This window comes from Bacillus sp. FSL K6-1145, assembly GCF_038003425.1.
GTDB classification, from domain to species: Bacteria; Bacillota; Bacilli; order Bacillales; family Bacillaceae; genus Bacillus; species Bacillus pumilus.
Map to the genome: position 1 here is coordinate 738,266 of NZ_JBBOPC010000001.1, position 14,953 is coordinate 753,218.

Sequence of the window (14,953 nt, forward strand, 5' to 3'; positions counted from 1 at the left end):
TATTAAGAGTCTTTAAAGTCTTGAATAAAAAGGAGAGATTGACATGTTATTAGATTGTGCCATTATTGGAGGCGGGCCAGCCGGATTAAGTGCAGCACTTGTTGTGGGGCGAGGCAGAAAACAGGTCATTGTATTCGATGACAAGATGCCAAGAAATCGAGTGACCCAGGAATCACATGGGTTTATTACAAACGATGGGATGACACCGTTTGAGATCAGACAAGCGGGTGAAGCAGATCTTCAAAACTACTCCAATATCCAAATCAAACGAACTAGAATTGTTGAGATACAAAACAATGAGGTCAACTTTGCGTTACTGACACAACAGGGAGAAAGATTCGAAGCGAAGAAAATCATATTGGCAACAGGACTAGAGGATATACTGCCAGAGATCAAGGGGATGCATGAAGTGTATGGAAAGACGTTGTTTAGCTGTCCTTTCTGCGATGGCTGGGAGCTAAAGGATAAGCCACTTGCTCTCATTGCTGAGAATCCACGCGCCTTGCATATGGCTAAACTTCTTTCCAATTGGACAAAGGATTTGATTGTGTTTACGAATGGGCAGCAAGTGTTTGCTGAAGAGGAGAAGGCATTGCTATCAGCACATTCTATCCAAGTCATTGATGTACCGATTATGTCCATTCATCATGAGAATGGGCAAATGCACTCTCTTCACCTTGCGAATGGGGAAACGGTGAATAGAGAAGGCGGATTTGTCGCAAGTGAATTCAAGCAGTCAGCTCCATTTGCTGAAACACTAGGCTGTCAAATGACGAAAAATGGCGGTATCGAAACAGATATTCTTGGTCGTACAACAGTCAGCGGTGTCTTTGCATGCGGTGACAATTTAGGCGGCCCTGCTCAGCTTGTCCTTGCAGCAGCAGCTGGAAGCCAGGCAGGAATGGGCGTTATCCATGAACTTGTGCAGGAAGAATTTCAACAAAAAACATCTCTATGAAAAGAGATGTTTAGCGATGAACGGTTTTCCTTTTTGCTAAGACGTGAGCTGTCCATTCAAAAAGTGCGTAGATGACAAAGAAGATCAGAATCCAGCTGCTGACATCGACCCATACATTGGTGATATGAATGATGTTCGCCTGATCAAGTCCAGCCTGTATCCACATGGTGATCAATGCTGTGAGGAACACCTGTAAAAACCATTTTTTCAATTGGTCACACCTCCATCTCTTTCTATCATATAAGAAATGACAGTTTATTTCCAATTATGTTTCCATCAGTTTCAACGGTAAAATAAGAAATAAAACCAATGGAAGGATATGACATGAGCGACCAAACCGATAGTTTTTTAAAAAGTCATTTTCCTGATCTTGTCCTCACGCCGCCTCTTTTTTATGGGTGGCCTTTTGGGCTTCGCTTTGAAGTGGCAGATTGGTCATTAGGAGAAGAATCAGTTGTATTAGAAAAAGCAGGGGATCGTGCTTTGAAAATTGTCAGATATGCTTTTGGTCCAGAAGACGATATTCTGTTTGTCACGGATGTCTATACGCAGCATGAACATGAATTAATGAAGCAAAAGCTCCTAGTTTATCAGAAATATGTTCGCCGGCAAGTACGCAATCGATTGCGTCACGAGCTTTTGACCTTTGTCAGATCAGAACTAGATGAGCCCCTGACATTGGAGAGATTTACCTTGACTTGCCAGCTGCAAGATATACGATTACGCCCACTTCTACATGCCATATGCCAAGAGGATTTCTACGGACCGAATCAAATCAAATCATGAACGGGAAGCTTGGTTATGAAATTTATCTCATCAATCTCTCAAAACAGATGATTTTTCACTTATATGATGATCGAGGCTGTGATCTCATTGCGGCAGAGCCAGAGCGTTTAAGACCAGTCTATGAAGGCTTACAGCACTGGCTATTAGACTATGATCGCCCTAAGATGGACCGCCTGTTTGCAGCCAAATAAAAAACCGCACTTTTGACAAGTGCGGTTCTGTTTTATGCTTCTACTTTATTGAAGAACTGTGGTAAATATTCTTTGTGTGCTTCTAGCATTTCATCTAGGATGCTTTTTGCAATGGCATCTGATGGGACGAGCGGGTTGATCGTCATTGCGACAAGTGCTGTGTTGTAATCGCCTGTCACGGCTGCTTCAGCGGCAACACGTTCAAAGGATTTAATTTGAGAAATAAGTCCTTTGACTGCGACTGGCATTTCGCCAACAGCGATTGGTTTAGGGCCGTCTTTTGTGATGACACAGTTCAGTTCAACAGCAGAATCATTTGGAATGTCACTGATGGCACCATTGTTGATCGTGTTCACAGGCTGAATGTCATGCTTGTCGTTATAAATGGATGCAATCAAGTTACAAGCCGCATCACTGTAGTAGGCACCGCCTCGTTTTTCAAGCTGTGGTGGCTTGATATCAAGATCAGGGTCTTTGTACAGCTCGAACAAGTCATTTTCTAGTGCACGAACGACTTCTGCACGAGTGCCCTCATTCTCTGCTGCTTTCTTTTCTTCAGTCAGCATATCACTTGTTTTGTAGTAGTAGCGGTGATATGGACATGGAATCACGCCAAGCCCTTTTAAGAAATCAGCATCCCACGGAATGGCATGAATGTTGTTCATTGACATCGTGGAGTTTGGATCTGCCATGTCTTCGATGACTTGATCCATGATACTTTTGCCATCTAAGAATACATTGAGTCCAAAGACCATATGGTTCAATCCAGCAAAGCTGACCTCGACTCTGCTTGCGTCGACATCAAGCCCTTTGGCAATTCCCATGCGAATGCCGATTGGCACGTTGCATAAGCCCACGACTTTGCGATGGTTTGAATAGCGAAGTACGGCTTCTGTAACCATACCCGCTGGATTTGTGAAGTTCACAAGCCATGCGTTTGGGCACAGTTCTTCAATATCTTTCACAATATCAAGAATGACTGGAATGGTGCGAAGCCCTTTGAATAGACCTCCTGGACCATTCGTTTCTTGACCAATGACATCATATTTTAAAGGAATGCGTTCATCCTTCATACGTGCTTCAAGAAGTCCGACACGGAATTGTGTTGTGACGAAATCAGCGTCCGCAAGCGCTTTCCGGCGATCTAATGTTAAATGAACCTCGATTGGAAGTCCTGCCTTTTTCACCATTCGTTTTGCAAGATCTCCGACGATTTCAAGCTTTTCTTTTCCTGCTTCAATATCGACAAGCCAAAGCTCGCTAATCGGGAATTCATCGTATCGTTTAATAAATCCTTCTACAAGCTCTGGTGTATAGCTTGATCCTCCGCCAATTGTGACAACCTTTAATCCTTTTGCCATGTTCTGCACCTCCGAATAATGTAACGCGCAATGTTATAATAGAGAAAAGCCAATTCTTTTGTTTGTACATCTATAGCTTATCGTGAGAGCAGCTCGTGCGTAAATGACTTCAGCGTCTTTAGGCAAGGGTGCCCTATTTAGAGATTTGTTACATAAAAGAAACACATTGTGACATGCTGTTGGAGAAAGGGGAAGTCAGATGTTTTCAAGTGAGGTTATTTCCAGCTTTAATGAACTAGAAAGCGCTTTATACCGATACATCATGGAAAACAGTGAAAAGGTCGTGTATATGAGAATTCGGGACTTAGCAGATGCTGCCCATATATCCACCTCGTCTGTCCTTCGCTTTTGCCGAAAAGTAAATTGTGAAGGCTTTTCAGAGTTTAAAGTGAAGCTTAAAATGTATTTAGAAGCAGAGCAGACACCTACTTTAAAAAGCACCCAGCACTTTCTGTATGAATTTATTGAACGAACACTAAAAGGGGACTTTGAGGGGAAAATTAAAGAGGCAGCAAGACTCATTGCCGATGCAAAAAATGTGCTGTTTATTGGCACTGGCAGCTCTGGTATTTTGGCGCAGTATGGGGCAAGGTACTTTTCAAGTCTTGAGAAATTTTCATTTTACATCAATGATCCGTTTTTCCCGATGAATATGCAGTATTTAGACAATAGTGTCACCATTGTGCTGTCTGTATCAGGGGAGAACAGTATTACGATTGATCATATTTCGAAGTTAAAAAGAGAAGGAAGCAAAATCATTAGCATTACAAACAATCAGCACTGTACGGTTTCGCGCATTTCTGATTTAAATATTGCTTATTACGTGACAGACGAACGGGTTCACAGAGCTAATATTACGACACAGACGCCCGTTGTGTATATTTTAGAAGCGATGGCACGTGATATGTTCGCGATGTTAAAGGAAAAGTAAAAGAGCCGCTGCATGAATCAGCCGCTCTCTTTTTTCTGCTTTATAAAAGCGAGGATGGCAATACCGGAACAGACAAGCACAAATAGACCGCCTAGCAAATACACAAATCTCGTTCCGAATGTATCCGCAATCAATCCAACAAAGAAAATAGATAAACTGACAGATATAGAAGAGAGGACGTATTGAGCCGAATACACTTTTGATAAATCATGGACTGGTGTTTCCGTTTGAAGAATGGTTTGCTGTGAAACATCCCGAATTTGATAGGCAGGCCCCATCAAAATACAAAGCAGCAACGCAAGCCACGGGAGGCTGTTCAGCGCAAATAGAATGGTCAGCACTGCATAAATAAAAGAGCCTGCTGCCATAAAGAGGAGAAGCTTTTTTTGAATAAATCGGCTCAACCATGTAGCCAAGATCCCGCCTATAATGGCACCTATATAATAAGCAGCATTGATAAATCCCCACCATTCTCCACCTTCCTTTAAAACAAGTGTGACAAAGGCAAGCGTAACCGGTCCGACCCACAAAGCACCTGCAATATTTTCAGAAACATCCATGAAGGTCAGGGTGCGAACCGTTTTGTTTGTCCAAATGATCATCCAGCCATCCTTGAACCTGTTCTTCGTATTTGCTTTTTGAACCGTGTCTTCTTGCTTGAGTAGAGAAAAAACAGGGATGATAAATAGATAAGACAACGCAATCATGAAACAAGAGGCCCACATTAAATAAAATGGCCCAATCAATAGGACAAGCATTCCAGTGAACGAATAGCCGGCAATTTGAACAGATTGATGAAAAATGGAGGCTGTACTGTTCGCTTTCACAAGCTGATTTGCTGGCACCAGCATCGGCATGATGGACTGTAATAAAGGACTAATGAACCCGCCAGTGATGGAAATTAAAATGAACGCACTAAATAGCCAGATCAGATGCTGCTGAAAGAAATGAAATTGTGTCGTGAACACGACGAGCATCCCAATCCGTAAAAGAGGGACCCATTTCAATAGACGATCGGCGTGAAAGTGAGCGGTCAAAACAGGAGAGATGAGCCCAGCCAATAGCTGACATAGCGTTCTTATGAGCGGAAATACAGCAGCATAGGCAACAGATTGTGTATCTTGATAAATAACTAACGTAATCGTCATCAAAAATAGAATATCACTTAGCATGAGAAGGCTTTTACTGCCTGTATAACACCAAAACTTGTTTCCCATATCCAATCGACTCCTTCTTTTCCAAAAACAAGTTCAGTATACCATGGTGATAAAGTACCCAGAGGATTTTCATTCAAAAATACATCTTAAGTATGAGAGGATTGTGATAAGCTAAATGAAACACATCGTAAGGAAAGGGGTTCAATCAATGAAAACATTACCAGCACATGACTTTTTGGACAAACACGGTATCCCATATGAAATCAAAACATTTTCTTCCGAAACAGAGAAGGGAGCCGCAAATGTAGCAGCAGCCCTTGGTTTTCGTGAGAGACAAATGATTAAGACATTGATTTTTGAAACAGGGGAAGGAGAGCAGCTGCTTGTGATGGTTGGCGCTGACCAGCATATTAAGTCAGGGAAACTAAAGAAAGCGGCTGGCTCTCGTAATATTAAAATGGCATCACCAGAGAAGGTTCTAGAAGTGACAGGCTACCGAATTGGCTCAATACCGCCGTTTTGCTGGCAGCCAGAAGGCTTCCGCACCATCATCGAAGCTTCGCTATTAGAGGAGGAAATATTAGGCGTTGGAGCAGGTGAATGGGGAAATGAAATACTGATCACACCAGAACAATTAGTGAAAGCCTCAAAGGCTGTACCGTATGACATCGTGCAGCCAGCAGAATAGAAAAAAGTGCCTGTTTCTCATGCAGGCACCTTTTTAATTTGCAGCCGGCTCCTTAAATGGACCGATATCTTTCATTTGCAGGAAGGCATCCACGGTTCTATTTTCTTCAAGGTCATTCGCCCGTTTGCAGATCACAACAGGTCTGACGATTTCTATGCCTTCGATATATACACGTCCAATCTCTTTCCGCGTGAGACTGCCTTGAACCGCATCACGGGGAACAAGTGTGATCCCATAGCCAGCTTTAATCATTTGAATCGCTTCATGAACACCGCTGAATTGTAAATCAACAGTCGGTTTTTTAATTCCTTTCGAGGTGAACAGGGAAAAGAGCTTATCTCTAGTGGAGCTGCCTTCTTCACGCATTAAAAAGGGCTCCTGACTCAGGCGCTCTAGCGGAACGGTTTTTCCGTTCAACAGATGGTCTGCTGGCACAATAAAATCATAGCTTAAATTCGTCAAATGAGAGGTAACGATCTCCTCATGATGCAAATCTTCAATTACAGCGATGGCGATATCTGATTCATATTGAAGCAGGCTCTCTATCACTTGAGCGGAATTTCCGCTTTTTAATTCGATTTCTGTCTGTGGTGATGACGTTTTAAAAGCAGCCAGCCAATCAGGCAGTAAAAAGTTGAGTGGTACATAGGTAGAACCGATGCGGAGGCGCCCCTTCTTCCCGTTTTGTAATAGCGTGATCTGATATTCTACTTCCTTTTCAGCCTCAAACACTTGCCGGGCATAAGGTTGCAGCATCTTTCCCATTTCTGTGAGCGCAATGCCCCGACCGTTTCGTTTAAAAAGGCGAAACCCGATCTCTCGTTCAATGCTTCTAAGCTGAGCCGTCACAGCTGGCTGTGTCAAAGATAGTGCGTCGGCAGTTTGTGTGACGCTTTTTGTCTCTGCGACCTTTGCAAAAATCCGAAGGGCATGTAAATTCAACTTCGCACCACCTATCAATTATTTTGATAAAACAATTAAAAACATTCATTAGATTTATTATAAGGCATCCCTTATCGTAAAGGTAGCGAAGGGGGAAGAAAAAATGGATCGTCGTCAAAAGCAAGTTGTGTCAATATCGTTCATCACAGCATTTGCACTTATTGGGGATTCAATGCTCTATATTGTTCTCCCGGTCTATTGGAAAGAGATTGGTTTATCATCCATTTGGGAGGTCGGGTTACTGCTGTCCATCAACCGATTCATTCGTATCCCGCTAGCACCTGTCGTATGGTGGCTCTATCGCTATATCCCAATGAAGACGGGTGTATTGATCGCGATTTTGATCGCGTCAGTGACCACGATATTATATGGGATGAGCGGCTTTTGGCTGCTGCTTATCTGCCGCTGCGCATGGGGTCTCGCTTGGACATTACTCCGAATGAGCGGGATGAGGGTTTTGGCTGAAATGGACGAAGGCTCACAAGGACATTTGACGGGGCTTTATAATGGGCTTTACCGGCTTGGCAGTTTATTTGGCATGTTATTTGGCGGAATCTTTGCTAGCTTGATCGGCTTCCAGTCCATGACGCTAGTCTTTGGTTTACTTACATTGATGGGATGCATTTTTTATGTATCGTTGGATGAAATTGAAAAGAGAGAAGGCACGCAGGTGTATCATGGCATCAAACAAAAGTGGTTTACACGAGATGTTGTAAAAGTACTGATAACAGGCATGCTGATCGCACTGATCATTCAAGGTTTATTCGCATCCACGCTGAGTCATGTCATTGAAGCAAAGATTGACCAGGATCAATTGACTCTGTTTGGCTTTGTCATCGGAGCTTCGGCTTTAAGCGGTGTGATTCAAGCAATTAGGTGGGGATGGGAACCATTTGTGGCACCGAGAACGGGCAAATGGTTTGATCGGCTTGTGATGAAGGAACGAATACTATGCTGGATGTTTCTTTCATTTGGAGGGCTCAGTTTTCTTGGGGTCATGCTGAAGGTAAGCGGCTGGTTCCTATTGATGCTGCTTTTGATTCAGCTGCTGGCAACGATTGTAACAACGTTCACCGATACACTTGCCTTTCAAAAAGCCTCTGCTCAAACAGATAAGAACCGCTTTCTCGCCAGCTATTCTTTTGTTCAAGATATGGGGGCTGCTTTAGGGCCTTTGTGCGGGTATACGTTGATTCAGTTTTTCGGAACAAACAGCGTCTTTTGGTTGATGCTCATCATAAGCTTAATGCTTGTCAGCATGTGGGTAAGAGGCGGGCAGCATGTTTCTTCTAGTGCAGTGTAAAAAATAAAGCGTTATATAAAAAAACTGCCTCATGCAGCTGATCGCAGGAGGCAGTCATATTCTCTTATTCTAAGTCTGAATCGTAGGCTTTTTGCGTGAGCTGGCTGACAACCTCTTTTAATCCATTTGGTTTATGGAATTCAACAGGTGTGCTTCCTTTTTCGAAGACAATTTGGTCTGCTTCGACGAGCACGACATATCGATTGTTGACCTTCGCAATATGGATCGAGTGGCCAAAGTCCGCTAGAAGCCCTTTGATTTCTGTTTCACCTAGACGCATTTTCATTGTGATATCAGGGGTTTGTTCCACAATGTGAGAAGCTGCTAGTGTGACCTGTTCTGTATCGAGTGTTTCTCTAATTTCTCGTTTTTCACTCGCTTCCCATATTTCAAGATCCTCTTCGAACTGCTTTAATTCTTCACTTTCATCCTGTAATGTTTCAAATACTTGTTCCTGCACCATGTTCATGACCTGTGATTTCATGATTTCAGGCATAGATTCTCCGTATTCGACGAATTTCAGAAAGTCCTCAAAATAACGAGCATGTGAGGATTGGTGAATTTTCACTTCAGCTTCCTCTGTCATGCCCTCTTCTGGCATAAAAGGGTATTGAATTGATTTCATGTTTTTTGTTGTAATCGCCATTTCTACTTTTTTGATCAAGGTAGATGTATCAGCGATAGAAGCAACTTTCTGTTCAAAATCGCATTTCATAATAAAGACAAAGGAGTCATCGAAGTACTTTTTAGGAACGGCAGACGCAACTAAAAAAACGCCGCCTCTGACAGCACTTGTATCTAAATACGTGCGAACAAACTGTTCACTGCATTCATTAAATACTTCTTTTGTATCGGCAAATCTCGTCTGATGAAATAAATTGTAGTTTGGATTTGAATCGAGTTCATGACCGGGTTCGACAATGAACCGGCCAATTTTGGTTGGTACTTGTTCAGATTTAGGGTGTCTGTCCACTTTTCGTTTGACGATTTTTTTTAGCTCACCATCTAAAAAGTCCTTCAGCTCACTTTGTTCAAATTCCTCTTGATCTAATGTTTGATAATGCTTGAACCGTTTATTTGCTTGTTCATCTTTGCCTTCGATTTCTACGACAAAGAATGATAGAAAACGTATCGTAAAATCCATTGATTGGTCACCACTTTTTCTTCTTCGGATATGTTGAGTATAGAAAAAGGAGTGAAAATCGTCAACGAATGGAGAAATATCGTGTCATTATTTCCCGAGAAATGTTTAATGAAAAACACTTGATAATAATTATCATTCTTGATAGAATGATAAAAGAAAAGAAGGAACCTGCCAGTTCCTTCATCTCAGAAAAACCTCTTATTTTGTTTCAAATGTTTCGCAATCAGTTTCAGCATTGCGAGTCACATCAGTCATTGTGTTTTTACCAATTTTAATGGTAGAAGCCGTACAGCTGTTATCAGCCCAAAAACGGCAAGAGTTCACTTCACAAAGTACGTTTTGTGCCATGGGAATTCACCTCCGTGATTCATATTGAGAATGAAGCAAGCTGCCACTTGAATTCATTCCATCTAGTAGTCTCTTGATAAAAAGAGGCTGTTTGTGCTGTTGATGCACATGTTTATCATACCATCTACCCTGATAATATACAATTTAAACTTTGAAAGAGCGAGAATACAAATCTCGCTCTTTTTTTATTTGTAAAAATAGTTAAATGCTAGGTGGCATCCTCTCTCATTTCGACATATGAATAGAGTAGATTCAAAACCTGAAGTCGGACAAAGTATGAGGGTACATGTACTGATTTTCCGCATAAAGATAAGGTTTTCAATCAAAAATTTTTCATAGAGAGATGAGGGGAGAAGATGAAAGCAGTCATTCTCTGCGGAGGAAAGGGAACGAGAATGAGTGAGGTCACACAAGCGCTTCCTAAACCACTTGCTATGATCGGAGATCGGCCTATTCTATGGCATATTATGAAAATCTATCAGTATTACGGAGTAGATGAGTTTATCTTATTGCTTGGATATAAAGGAGAGAAGATCAAAGAGTATTTCCTGAACTACGACTGGCGGCATCACAGCATGAAGCTAGATATGGCGACAGGGGAAATGAAGCTTTTAGGAAAGTCAGAGAACTGGAAAATCACCTTTTTAGATACAGGCGAGAATACGATGACAGGCGGACGGTTAAAGCAGGCACAGGACTACATTGGGGATGAGACATTCATGATGACGTATGGTGATGGACTTGCCAATGTCAATATGTTTCATCTGCTGAAGCGTCATCAGGATCTTGGGGCAGCTGCGACTGTCACAGGAATTGAAAAGAAGTCACAGTACGGGACGTTGAAGGTATATAACGGGATGGCACAATCCTTCTCTGAGAAGACAGACAGTATCGGGATGATCAATGGAGGATTTTTTGTGTTGTCTCCAAAGGTATTTGACTATTTGACAGACGATGATCAATGCGTGTTTGAAGCGGAGCCTCTTCAAAATCTGGCGAATGATGGAGAGCTTGCGGTTTATGAGCACCACGGATTTTGGACAGCGATCGATACGTATAAGAACCTGAAGGAAATCAATGGCATGTGGACAAATGGAAAACAACCATGGAAGGTTTGGTGACGGCATGAGCGGATTTTGGAATGGGAAAAACGTATTTGTGACTGGATGTACAGGACTATTGGGAAGCTATCTCGTCAAGGAATTGATTGATCAAGGGGCAAACGTGACGGGACTTGTGCGTGATCAGGTGCCAAGGTCGAATTTATATCAAGGCAGTCAATTTGAAAAGATGAATGTGGTGCAAGGTGCATTGGAGGATATGCAAACGATTGAACGTGCGTTAGGAGAATACGAAATTGATACTGTCTTCCATCTGGCGGCGCAGGCCATTGTTGGGGTCGCAAATAGACACCCTGTTTCTACATTTGAAGCCAATATTTTAGGGACATGGAATGTACTCGAGGCGTGCAGAAGACAGCCGCTGATCAAACGAGTCATCGTGGCATCAAGTGACAAAGCATACGGCGATCAGGAACAGCTTCCATACGATGAAGACATGCCGCTAAATGGGAAACATCCGTATGATGTATCAAAGAGCTGTGCAGATTTAATTTCTCATACGTATTACAACACATATGGTCTTCCAGTTTGTATTACGCGCTGCGGCAATTTATACGGGGGCGGGGATTTAAATTTCAACAGAATCATTCCGCAAACCATCCAGCTTGTGCTAGAAGGAGAAGCGCCGGAAATTAGAAGTGATGGGACATTTATTCGTGATTATTTCTACATTGAAGATGCGGTTAAGGCTTATTTGCTGCTAGCTGAGAAGATGGAGGAAAAAGGGCTCGCTGGAGAAGCCTTTAACTTTAGTAATGAAATTCAGCTGACGGTTCTTGAGCTCGTGGATAAGATTTTAAAGGCAATGGGCAGTGAACTGAAGCCTCGTATTTTAAACCAAGGAACGCATGAGATAAAGCATCAATATTTGTCGGCAGAAAAGGCGAGAAAGCTGCTTGATTGGAAGCCAGACTACTCGATTGATGAAGGTTTAGAGAAGACGATTGAATGGTACCGCGAATTCTTTCAAAAATAGAGGTGTAAGTAGATGAACAGCATATATTGTACGGTTCTATCAAGTGGAAGACTTTATCAAGCCATTGCGTTTTTCTTGTCATTGAAGCAAGTAGAAGATGATGCTGTCATCAAGACGTTATGTATGGATGATGCTGCATTTGATCTGCTTCAAAAAATGAATTTTCCTCATGTTGATCTTGTTCATGTACGGGAGCTCGAAACGCCGGAGCTGCTGGAGAAAAAAGAGGAACGGGATGCCTCGGAATATTGCTGGACATTAAAACCGATGTGGATTGAGTGGTTATTTGAACAGGAGCAGGCAGAAGGAGTAACCTATCTTGATGCGGATTTATTTTTTTATGAGAGCCCGCAAGTGATTTTTCAACATCAGCCGGATGCCTCTGTTTTACTTTCGAGAGGGGATATTGTGATTCCGAGCTTCGATCCTGAGGAAGTGAAAATGCTTCAGAAGCTTTTAGGTCGCTATAACTCTGGCTTCCTGCATTTTAAAGGAGATAAAGCCGGACGAAAATGCCTCAGCTGGTGGAAGGAAGAATGCTTGAAGGAATGCAAAAATGCACCGGGAGAAGGCAAGTTTGGCGATCAAGGATATCTGGATCATATGCCGAATCTGTTTGAAAAAGTGGAGGATATTCAAACAAAAGGCGTGAATATTGGTCATTGGAATTATGGACAGCATTCTTATCGGGAAGAGAATGGACGTATTTTGCTGGAGGCTGGGCAACCGCTCATTTGCTATCATTTCAGCGGCTTTCGTATCGTGAGCAAGGATGAGATGCAGCAAATTCATGAAAAGGGGAGAGATGATCTGCCGTTTTTCCAAGAAGCCTATCGAAACGTGCTGCGCCATGTAATTGAATCTGTTGAGCAGGTCGATCCGCTGTTTAACGGCTATGCCAAATTGGAGGAGGATGACGCATGAATGAGAAGCCAAAGGTAAGCGTCATTATTCCGAGCTATAATGCCAAGGAGCGTTTAGAAGGGAGTCTTTTTTCTTTAACGCTTCAGAATACGGATATTCCGTTTGAGGTCATTGTCACTGATAATGGGTCAACGGACGGCACGATGGAAATGCTTGAGAACATTGAGGTGAATTTCCCGTTTAAAAAGGTGCGTATTCCTGTCAATCAAGGGATAGCCAAGGGGCGCAATCATGCCATTCGCGAGGCGGAGGGAGACCTGCTGATATTCCATGACAGCGATATGCTGGCAGAGCCGCAATTTATTCAAAAGCATGCGGAGGCACATGCTGATCATGAGGACCTTGTCATTTGTGGTGTATGCTGGAAGCGGATTTATCGTTATTTTTACGAAGCATTTGATCAGGATCATATCAATCGGTTGAAAAAGCAAGGCCTGTATAAGCGGAAAATGAATGATAAAACGCCTCTTTTATCAATGAAGGAAGTTGAAAATGGTGCATTTCTAGAGAAAAGCTTCGATTTGCAGTCTGAGTTTATTGATATCCTCAAAGACATTTTGCGCACGTACAACTATGATTTAGGCTCTTATGAGCTGCCGTGGCGATTTTTTATTACGAATAACTCCTCTGTCAAACGCAAGCATGTCATCGCGCTCGGGATGTTTGATGAACAGATCGTTCGGTATGGGTTTGAGGATTATGATTTAGGAATTCGTCTGCATCAGCTTGGTCTCTCCTTTGAATTGCGAGAGGATATCATGAGCGTGCATCAGGAGCATCCAAGTAATTTAACGTCATTTGATGACATCAAATATAACATTTTGTATATGTGCGAGAAGTACAACAATATTGATGCCATTGATGTCCATTTGGCTTTCTCTGGTCCATTTTCTCACACCGTCACAAATGACATTGTGAAAGAGGTTCGGCAGCTGCGTGAAAATCCGGTATTCGATGGTCTGCTCTCTTATTTTTTAGAGCTGCTTCATTTGATCACGGAGCGGAACGTAGGCGTCAAACGGGATAAAAAAGATCAGCTGACCGCTAGACATGTCCCTTTGAAAAAACTGTCCGAGGCAGCGCAGCTTGCGCGGCAGGAATATGGCTGCACAGTGCTTGTAGAAGCCATTCAAGGGCTGACAAAAGAGTTATTACGCGTTGATTTGTTTCAAGTGGATGTGTTGTAGATGGCGTCTTATCATTTTACAACCATTGTGTCGAATACCCATGTTTTTAAGCTTTTGGCGCTGATTCATTCGCTTGAACAAACCGCTCATTCATTCAAGTTGTCTGTTCTATGTGCAGACCCTTTGGCTTACAAGGTGTTAAGTGAATTTCCTCATCCGCACGTTCAATATGAACAGCTTGAAGATATTGAAGATGAGACGCTACGAAAGGCAAAGGATGATCGGACGTTCCATGAGTATTGCTGGACGTTAAAGCCCGTTTTTTTGCTCAAAATCCTTGAGTCCTCAGAAGCGGATTATCTCGCCCATTTGGATACGGATTTGTATTTTTATCATGATCCAGAGGCGATATTTGCAGAGAATCCACTCGCTCATTTATTTTTGACGGATCATATGAATTCCAAGCGGTTCTATCACTTTTATGAGTTATCTGGCCGCTTCAATACTGGATTTGTCGGCTGCCGCAACACAGACGTTGCCAAACGGGCGGTCACACAATGGAAGGAAAACTGTCTTGCACACTGTACAGTCGAAATGGATACAAAAAATAAGACGTATGGAGATCAGCGGTATGTTGAAAGATGGATCGATGATTTTGAAGGGGTCCATGTGGTGACATCTAAAGGAGCCAATGCCGCGATTTGGAATATTGAAAACTACAAGCTTTCAGTTGTGAAAGGGGAAATGTATCTCGACGAATGTCCACTCTTGTTCTATCATTTTTCTGCCTTTACGATCATTGATGAGAATACCTTTAATCTGAATTGGTATTACTATATGACAGAACAAAGGCTTGTGGATCATTTATATATTCCATATGCCGATTTGGTTCATCAAAAAATCAAACAGGTGCAAAAGGTCTTTCCGGAATTCCAGCAAGGGTTTATTGCAAAGAAGCATGTACCTGATACGCATTTTTATGAGATATGAAAAAAC

The 14,953-nt window shown here is 42.4% G+C and carries 17 protein-coding genes; 11 read left to right on the forward strand and 6 right to left on the reverse strand.

All coding sequences use genetic code 11. From position 1 onward, the window contains the following. The first annotated feature begins 43 nt into the window (after nucleotides 1-43). Nucleotides 44-958, forward strand: coding sequence for an NAD(P)/FAD-dependent oxidoreductase (locus MHH41_RS03495; protein WP_340865695.1), 915 nt, complete (start codon nucleotides 44-46; stop codon nucleotides 956-958). A 10-nt stretch (nucleotides 959-968) separates the two neighbouring features. Here the strand turns inward: MHH41_RS03495 and MHH41_RS03500 are convergent, their stop codons facing one another. Next, the gene (locus MHH41_RS03500) at nucleotides 969-1,169 is read right to left on the reverse strand and encodes a hypothetical protein (RefSeq protein ID WP_137055420.1); all 201 of its coding nucleotides are present in this window, start codon (nucleotides 1,167-1,169) and stop codon (nucleotides 969-971) included. Nucleotides 1,170-1,282: 113 nt separating this feature from the next. Here MHH41_RS03500 and MHH41_RS03505 point away from each other — a divergent pair, with 113 nt between their 5' ends. Together MHH41_RS03505 and MHH41_RS03510 are read left to right on the forward strand one after the other, a co-directional pair. Beyond that, complete coding sequence (locus MHH41_RS03505) at nucleotides 1,283-1,744, forward strand: DUF3885 domain-containing protein (RefSeq protein ID WP_340865696.1); 462 nt, start codon at nucleotides 1,283-1,285, stop codon at nucleotides 1,742-1,744. Next, a complete protein-coding gene (locus MHH41_RS03510) occupies nucleotides 1,741-1,935 on the forward strand; it encodes a DUF3885 domain-containing protein (RefSeq protein WP_226804751.1) in 195 nt (64 codons plus the stop codon). The genes MHH41_RS03505 and MHH41_RS03510 overlap by 4 nt, the downstream gene beginning before the upstream one ends. Before the next feature lie 32 nt (nucleotides 1,936-1,967). Here the strand turns inward: MHH41_RS03510 and MHH41_RS03515 are convergent, their stop codons facing one another. Continuing rightward, the gene (locus MHH41_RS03515; protein ID WP_340865697.1) at nucleotides 1,968-3,296 is read right to left on the reverse strand and encodes a 6-phospho-beta-glucosidase; all 1,329 of its coding nucleotides are present in this window, start codon (nucleotides 3,294-3,296) and stop codon (nucleotides 1,968-1,970) included. A 199-nt stretch (nucleotides 3,297-3,495) separates the two neighbouring features. Here MHH41_RS03515 and MHH41_RS03520 point away from each other — a divergent pair, with 199 nt between their 5' ends. Next, a complete protein-coding gene (locus tag MHH41_RS03520) occupies nucleotides 3,496-4,227 on the forward strand; it encodes a MurR/RpiR family transcriptional regulator (RefSeq protein ID WP_137055419.1) in 732 nt (243 codons plus the stop codon). A 17-nt stretch (nucleotides 4,228-4,244) separates the two neighbouring features. Here the strand turns inward: MHH41_RS03520 and MHH41_RS03525 are convergent, their stop codons facing one another. Further along, the gene (locus tag MHH41_RS03525; RefSeq protein WP_050945754.1) at nucleotides 4,245-5,444 is read right to left on the reverse strand and encodes an MFS transporter; all 1,200 of its coding nucleotides are present in this window, start codon (nucleotides 5,442-5,444) and stop codon (nucleotides 4,245-4,247) included. 148 nt (nucleotides 5,445-5,592) lie between these two features. Between MHH41_RS03525 and MHH41_RS03530 the strand changes: the two genes are divergently transcribed. Continuing rightward, a complete protein-coding gene (locus MHH41_RS03530; protein WP_050945755.1) occupies nucleotides 5,593-6,072 on the forward strand; it encodes an aminoacyl-tRNA deacylase in 480 nt (159 codons plus the stop codon). Between the two features lie 33 nt (nucleotides 6,073-6,105). Here MHH41_RS03530 and MHH41_RS03535 read toward each other — a convergent pair whose 3' ends face one another. After that, on the reverse strand, nucleotides 6,106-7,014 hold the full coding sequence (locus MHH41_RS03535; RefSeq protein ID WP_340865698.1) for a LysR family transcriptional regulator: 909 nt from the start codon (nucleotides 7,012-7,014) through the stop codon (nucleotides 6,106-6,108). A 103-nt stretch (nucleotides 7,015-7,117) separates the two neighbouring features. Between MHH41_RS03535 and MHH41_RS03540 the strand changes: the two genes are divergently transcribed. Beyond that, nucleotides 7,118-8,317 (forward strand): MFS transporter, encoded by a 1,200-nt coding sequence (locus tag MHH41_RS03540; protein ID WP_340865699.1) that lies wholly within the window; start codon nucleotides 7,118-7,120, stop codon nucleotides 8,315-8,317. Between the two features lie 64 nt (nucleotides 8,318-8,381). Here MHH41_RS03540 and MHH41_RS03545 read toward each other — a convergent pair whose 3' ends face one another. Both MHH41_RS03545 and MHH41_RS03550 read right to left on the reverse strand, forming a co-directional pair. Then, a complete protein-coding gene (locus tag MHH41_RS03545) occupies nucleotides 8,382-9,461 on the reverse strand; it encodes a DUF3900 domain-containing protein (protein ID WP_012009211.1) in 1,080 nt (359 codons plus the stop codon). A 198-nt stretch (nucleotides 9,462-9,659) separates the two neighbouring features. Continuing rightward, a complete protein-coding gene (locus MHH41_RS03550; protein WP_003213883.1) occupies nucleotides 9,660-9,809 on the reverse strand; it encodes a DUF1540 domain-containing protein in 150 nt (49 codons plus the stop codon). 356 nt (nucleotides 9,810-10,165) lie between these two features. Between MHH41_RS03550 and rfbF the strand changes: the two genes are divergently transcribed. Genes rfbF through MHH41_RS03575 form a run of 5 tightly spaced genes read left to right on the forward strand, consistent with a single transcriptional unit; the run spans nucleotide 10,166 to nucleotide 14,947 of the window. Beyond that, nucleotides 10,166-10,930: a glucose-1-phosphate cytidylyltransferase gene (gene rfbF, locus MHH41_RS03555; RefSeq protein WP_050945759.1), complete on the forward strand. Its 765-nt coding sequence runs from the start codon at nucleotides 10,166-10,168 to the stop codon at nucleotides 10,928-10,930. Nucleotides 10,931-10,934: 4 nt separating this feature from the next. Then, complete coding sequence (locus MHH41_RS03560) at nucleotides 10,935-11,906, forward strand: GDP-mannose 4,6-dehydratase (RefSeq protein WP_041816148.1); 972 nt, start codon at nucleotides 10,935-10,937, stop codon at nucleotides 11,904-11,906. Between the two features lie 12 nt (nucleotides 11,907-11,918). Further along, nucleotides 11,919-12,830 (forward strand): putative nucleotide-diphospho-sugar transferase, encoded by a 912-nt coding sequence (locus tag MHH41_RS03565; protein WP_340865700.1) that lies wholly within the window; start codon nucleotides 11,919-11,921, stop codon nucleotides 12,828-12,830. After that, nucleotides 12,827-14,017 carry a glycosyltransferase family 2 protein gene (locus MHH41_RS03570; protein WP_050945761.1) on the forward strand — a complete coding sequence of 397 codons (1,191 nt, stop codon included), beginning with the start codon at nucleotides 12,827-12,829 and terminating at the stop codon, nucleotides 14,015-14,017. Before MHH41_RS03565 ends, MHH41_RS03570 begins: the two co-directional genes overlap by 4 nt. Continuing rightward, nucleotides 14,018-14,947: a putative nucleotide-diphospho-sugar transferase gene (locus tag MHH41_RS03575; RefSeq protein ID WP_340865701.1), complete on the forward strand. Its 930-nt coding sequence runs from the start codon at nucleotides 14,018-14,020 to the stop codon at nucleotides 14,945-14,947. Nucleotides 14,948-14,953: the final 6 nt, after the last annotated feature.

What these genes read in the sequence shown, in the direction of transcription:
- MHH41_RS03495 (WP_340865695.1), top strand. Translation starts at nt 44, where the DNA reads ATGTTATTAGATTGTGCCATTATTGGAGGCGGGCCAGCCGGATTAAGT.
- MHH41_RS03505 (WP_340865696.1), top strand. Translation starts at nt 1,283, where the DNA reads ATGAGCGACCAAACCGATAGTTTTTTAAAAAGTCATTTTCCTGATCTT.
- MHH41_RS03510 (WP_226804751.1), top strand. Translation starts at nt 1,741, where the DNA reads ATGAACGGGAAGCTTGGTTATGAAATTTATCTCATCAATCTCTCAAAA.
- MHH41_RS03515 (WP_340865697.1), bottom strand. Translation starts at nt 3,296, where the DNA reads ATGGCAAAAGGATTAAAGGTTGTCACAATTGGCGGAGGATCAAGCTAT.
- MHH41_RS03520 (WP_137055419.1), top strand. Translation starts at nt 3,496, where the DNA reads ATGTTTTCAAGTGAGGTTATTTCCAGCTTTAATGAACTAGAAAGCGCT.
- MHH41_RS03525 (WP_050945754.1), bottom strand. Translation starts at nt 5,444, where the DNA reads ATGGGAAACAAGTTTTGGTGTTATACAGGCAGTAAAAGCCTTCTCATG.
- MHH41_RS03530 (WP_050945755.1), top strand. Translation starts at nt 5,593, where the DNA reads ATGAAAACATTACCAGCACATGACTTTTTGGACAAACACGGTATCCCA.
- MHH41_RS03540 (WP_340865699.1), top strand. Translation starts at nt 7,118, where the DNA reads ATGGATCGTCGTCAAAAGCAAGTTGTGTCAATATCGTTCATCACAGCA.
- MHH41_RS03545 (WP_012009211.1), bottom strand. Translation starts at nt 9,461, where the DNA reads ATGGATTTTACGATACGTTTTCTATCATTCTTTGTCGTAGAAATCGAA.
- MHH41_RS03550 (WP_003213883.1), bottom strand. Translation starts at nt 9,809, where the DNA reads ATGGCACAAAACGTACTTTGTGAAGTGAACTCTTGCCGTTTTTGGGCT.
- rfbF (WP_050945759.1), top strand. Translation starts at nt 10,166, where the DNA reads ATGAAAGCAGTCATTCTCTGCGGAGGAAAGGGAACGAGAATGAGTGAG.
- MHH41_RS03560 (WP_041816148.1), top strand. Translation starts at nt 10,935, where the DNA reads ATGAGCGGATTTTGGAATGGGAAAAACGTATTTGTGACTGGATGTACA.
- MHH41_RS03565 (WP_340865700.1), top strand. Translation starts at nt 11,919, where the DNA reads ATGAACAGCATATATTGTACGGTTCTATCAAGTGGAAGACTTTATCAA.
- MHH41_RS03570 (WP_050945761.1), top strand. Translation starts at nt 12,827, where the DNA reads ATGAATGAGAAGCCAAAGGTAAGCGTCATTATTCCGAGCTATAATGCC.
- MHH41_RS03575 (WP_340865701.1), top strand. Translation starts at nt 14,018, where the DNA reads ATGGCGTCTTATCATTTTACAACCATTGTGTCGAATACCCATGTTTTT.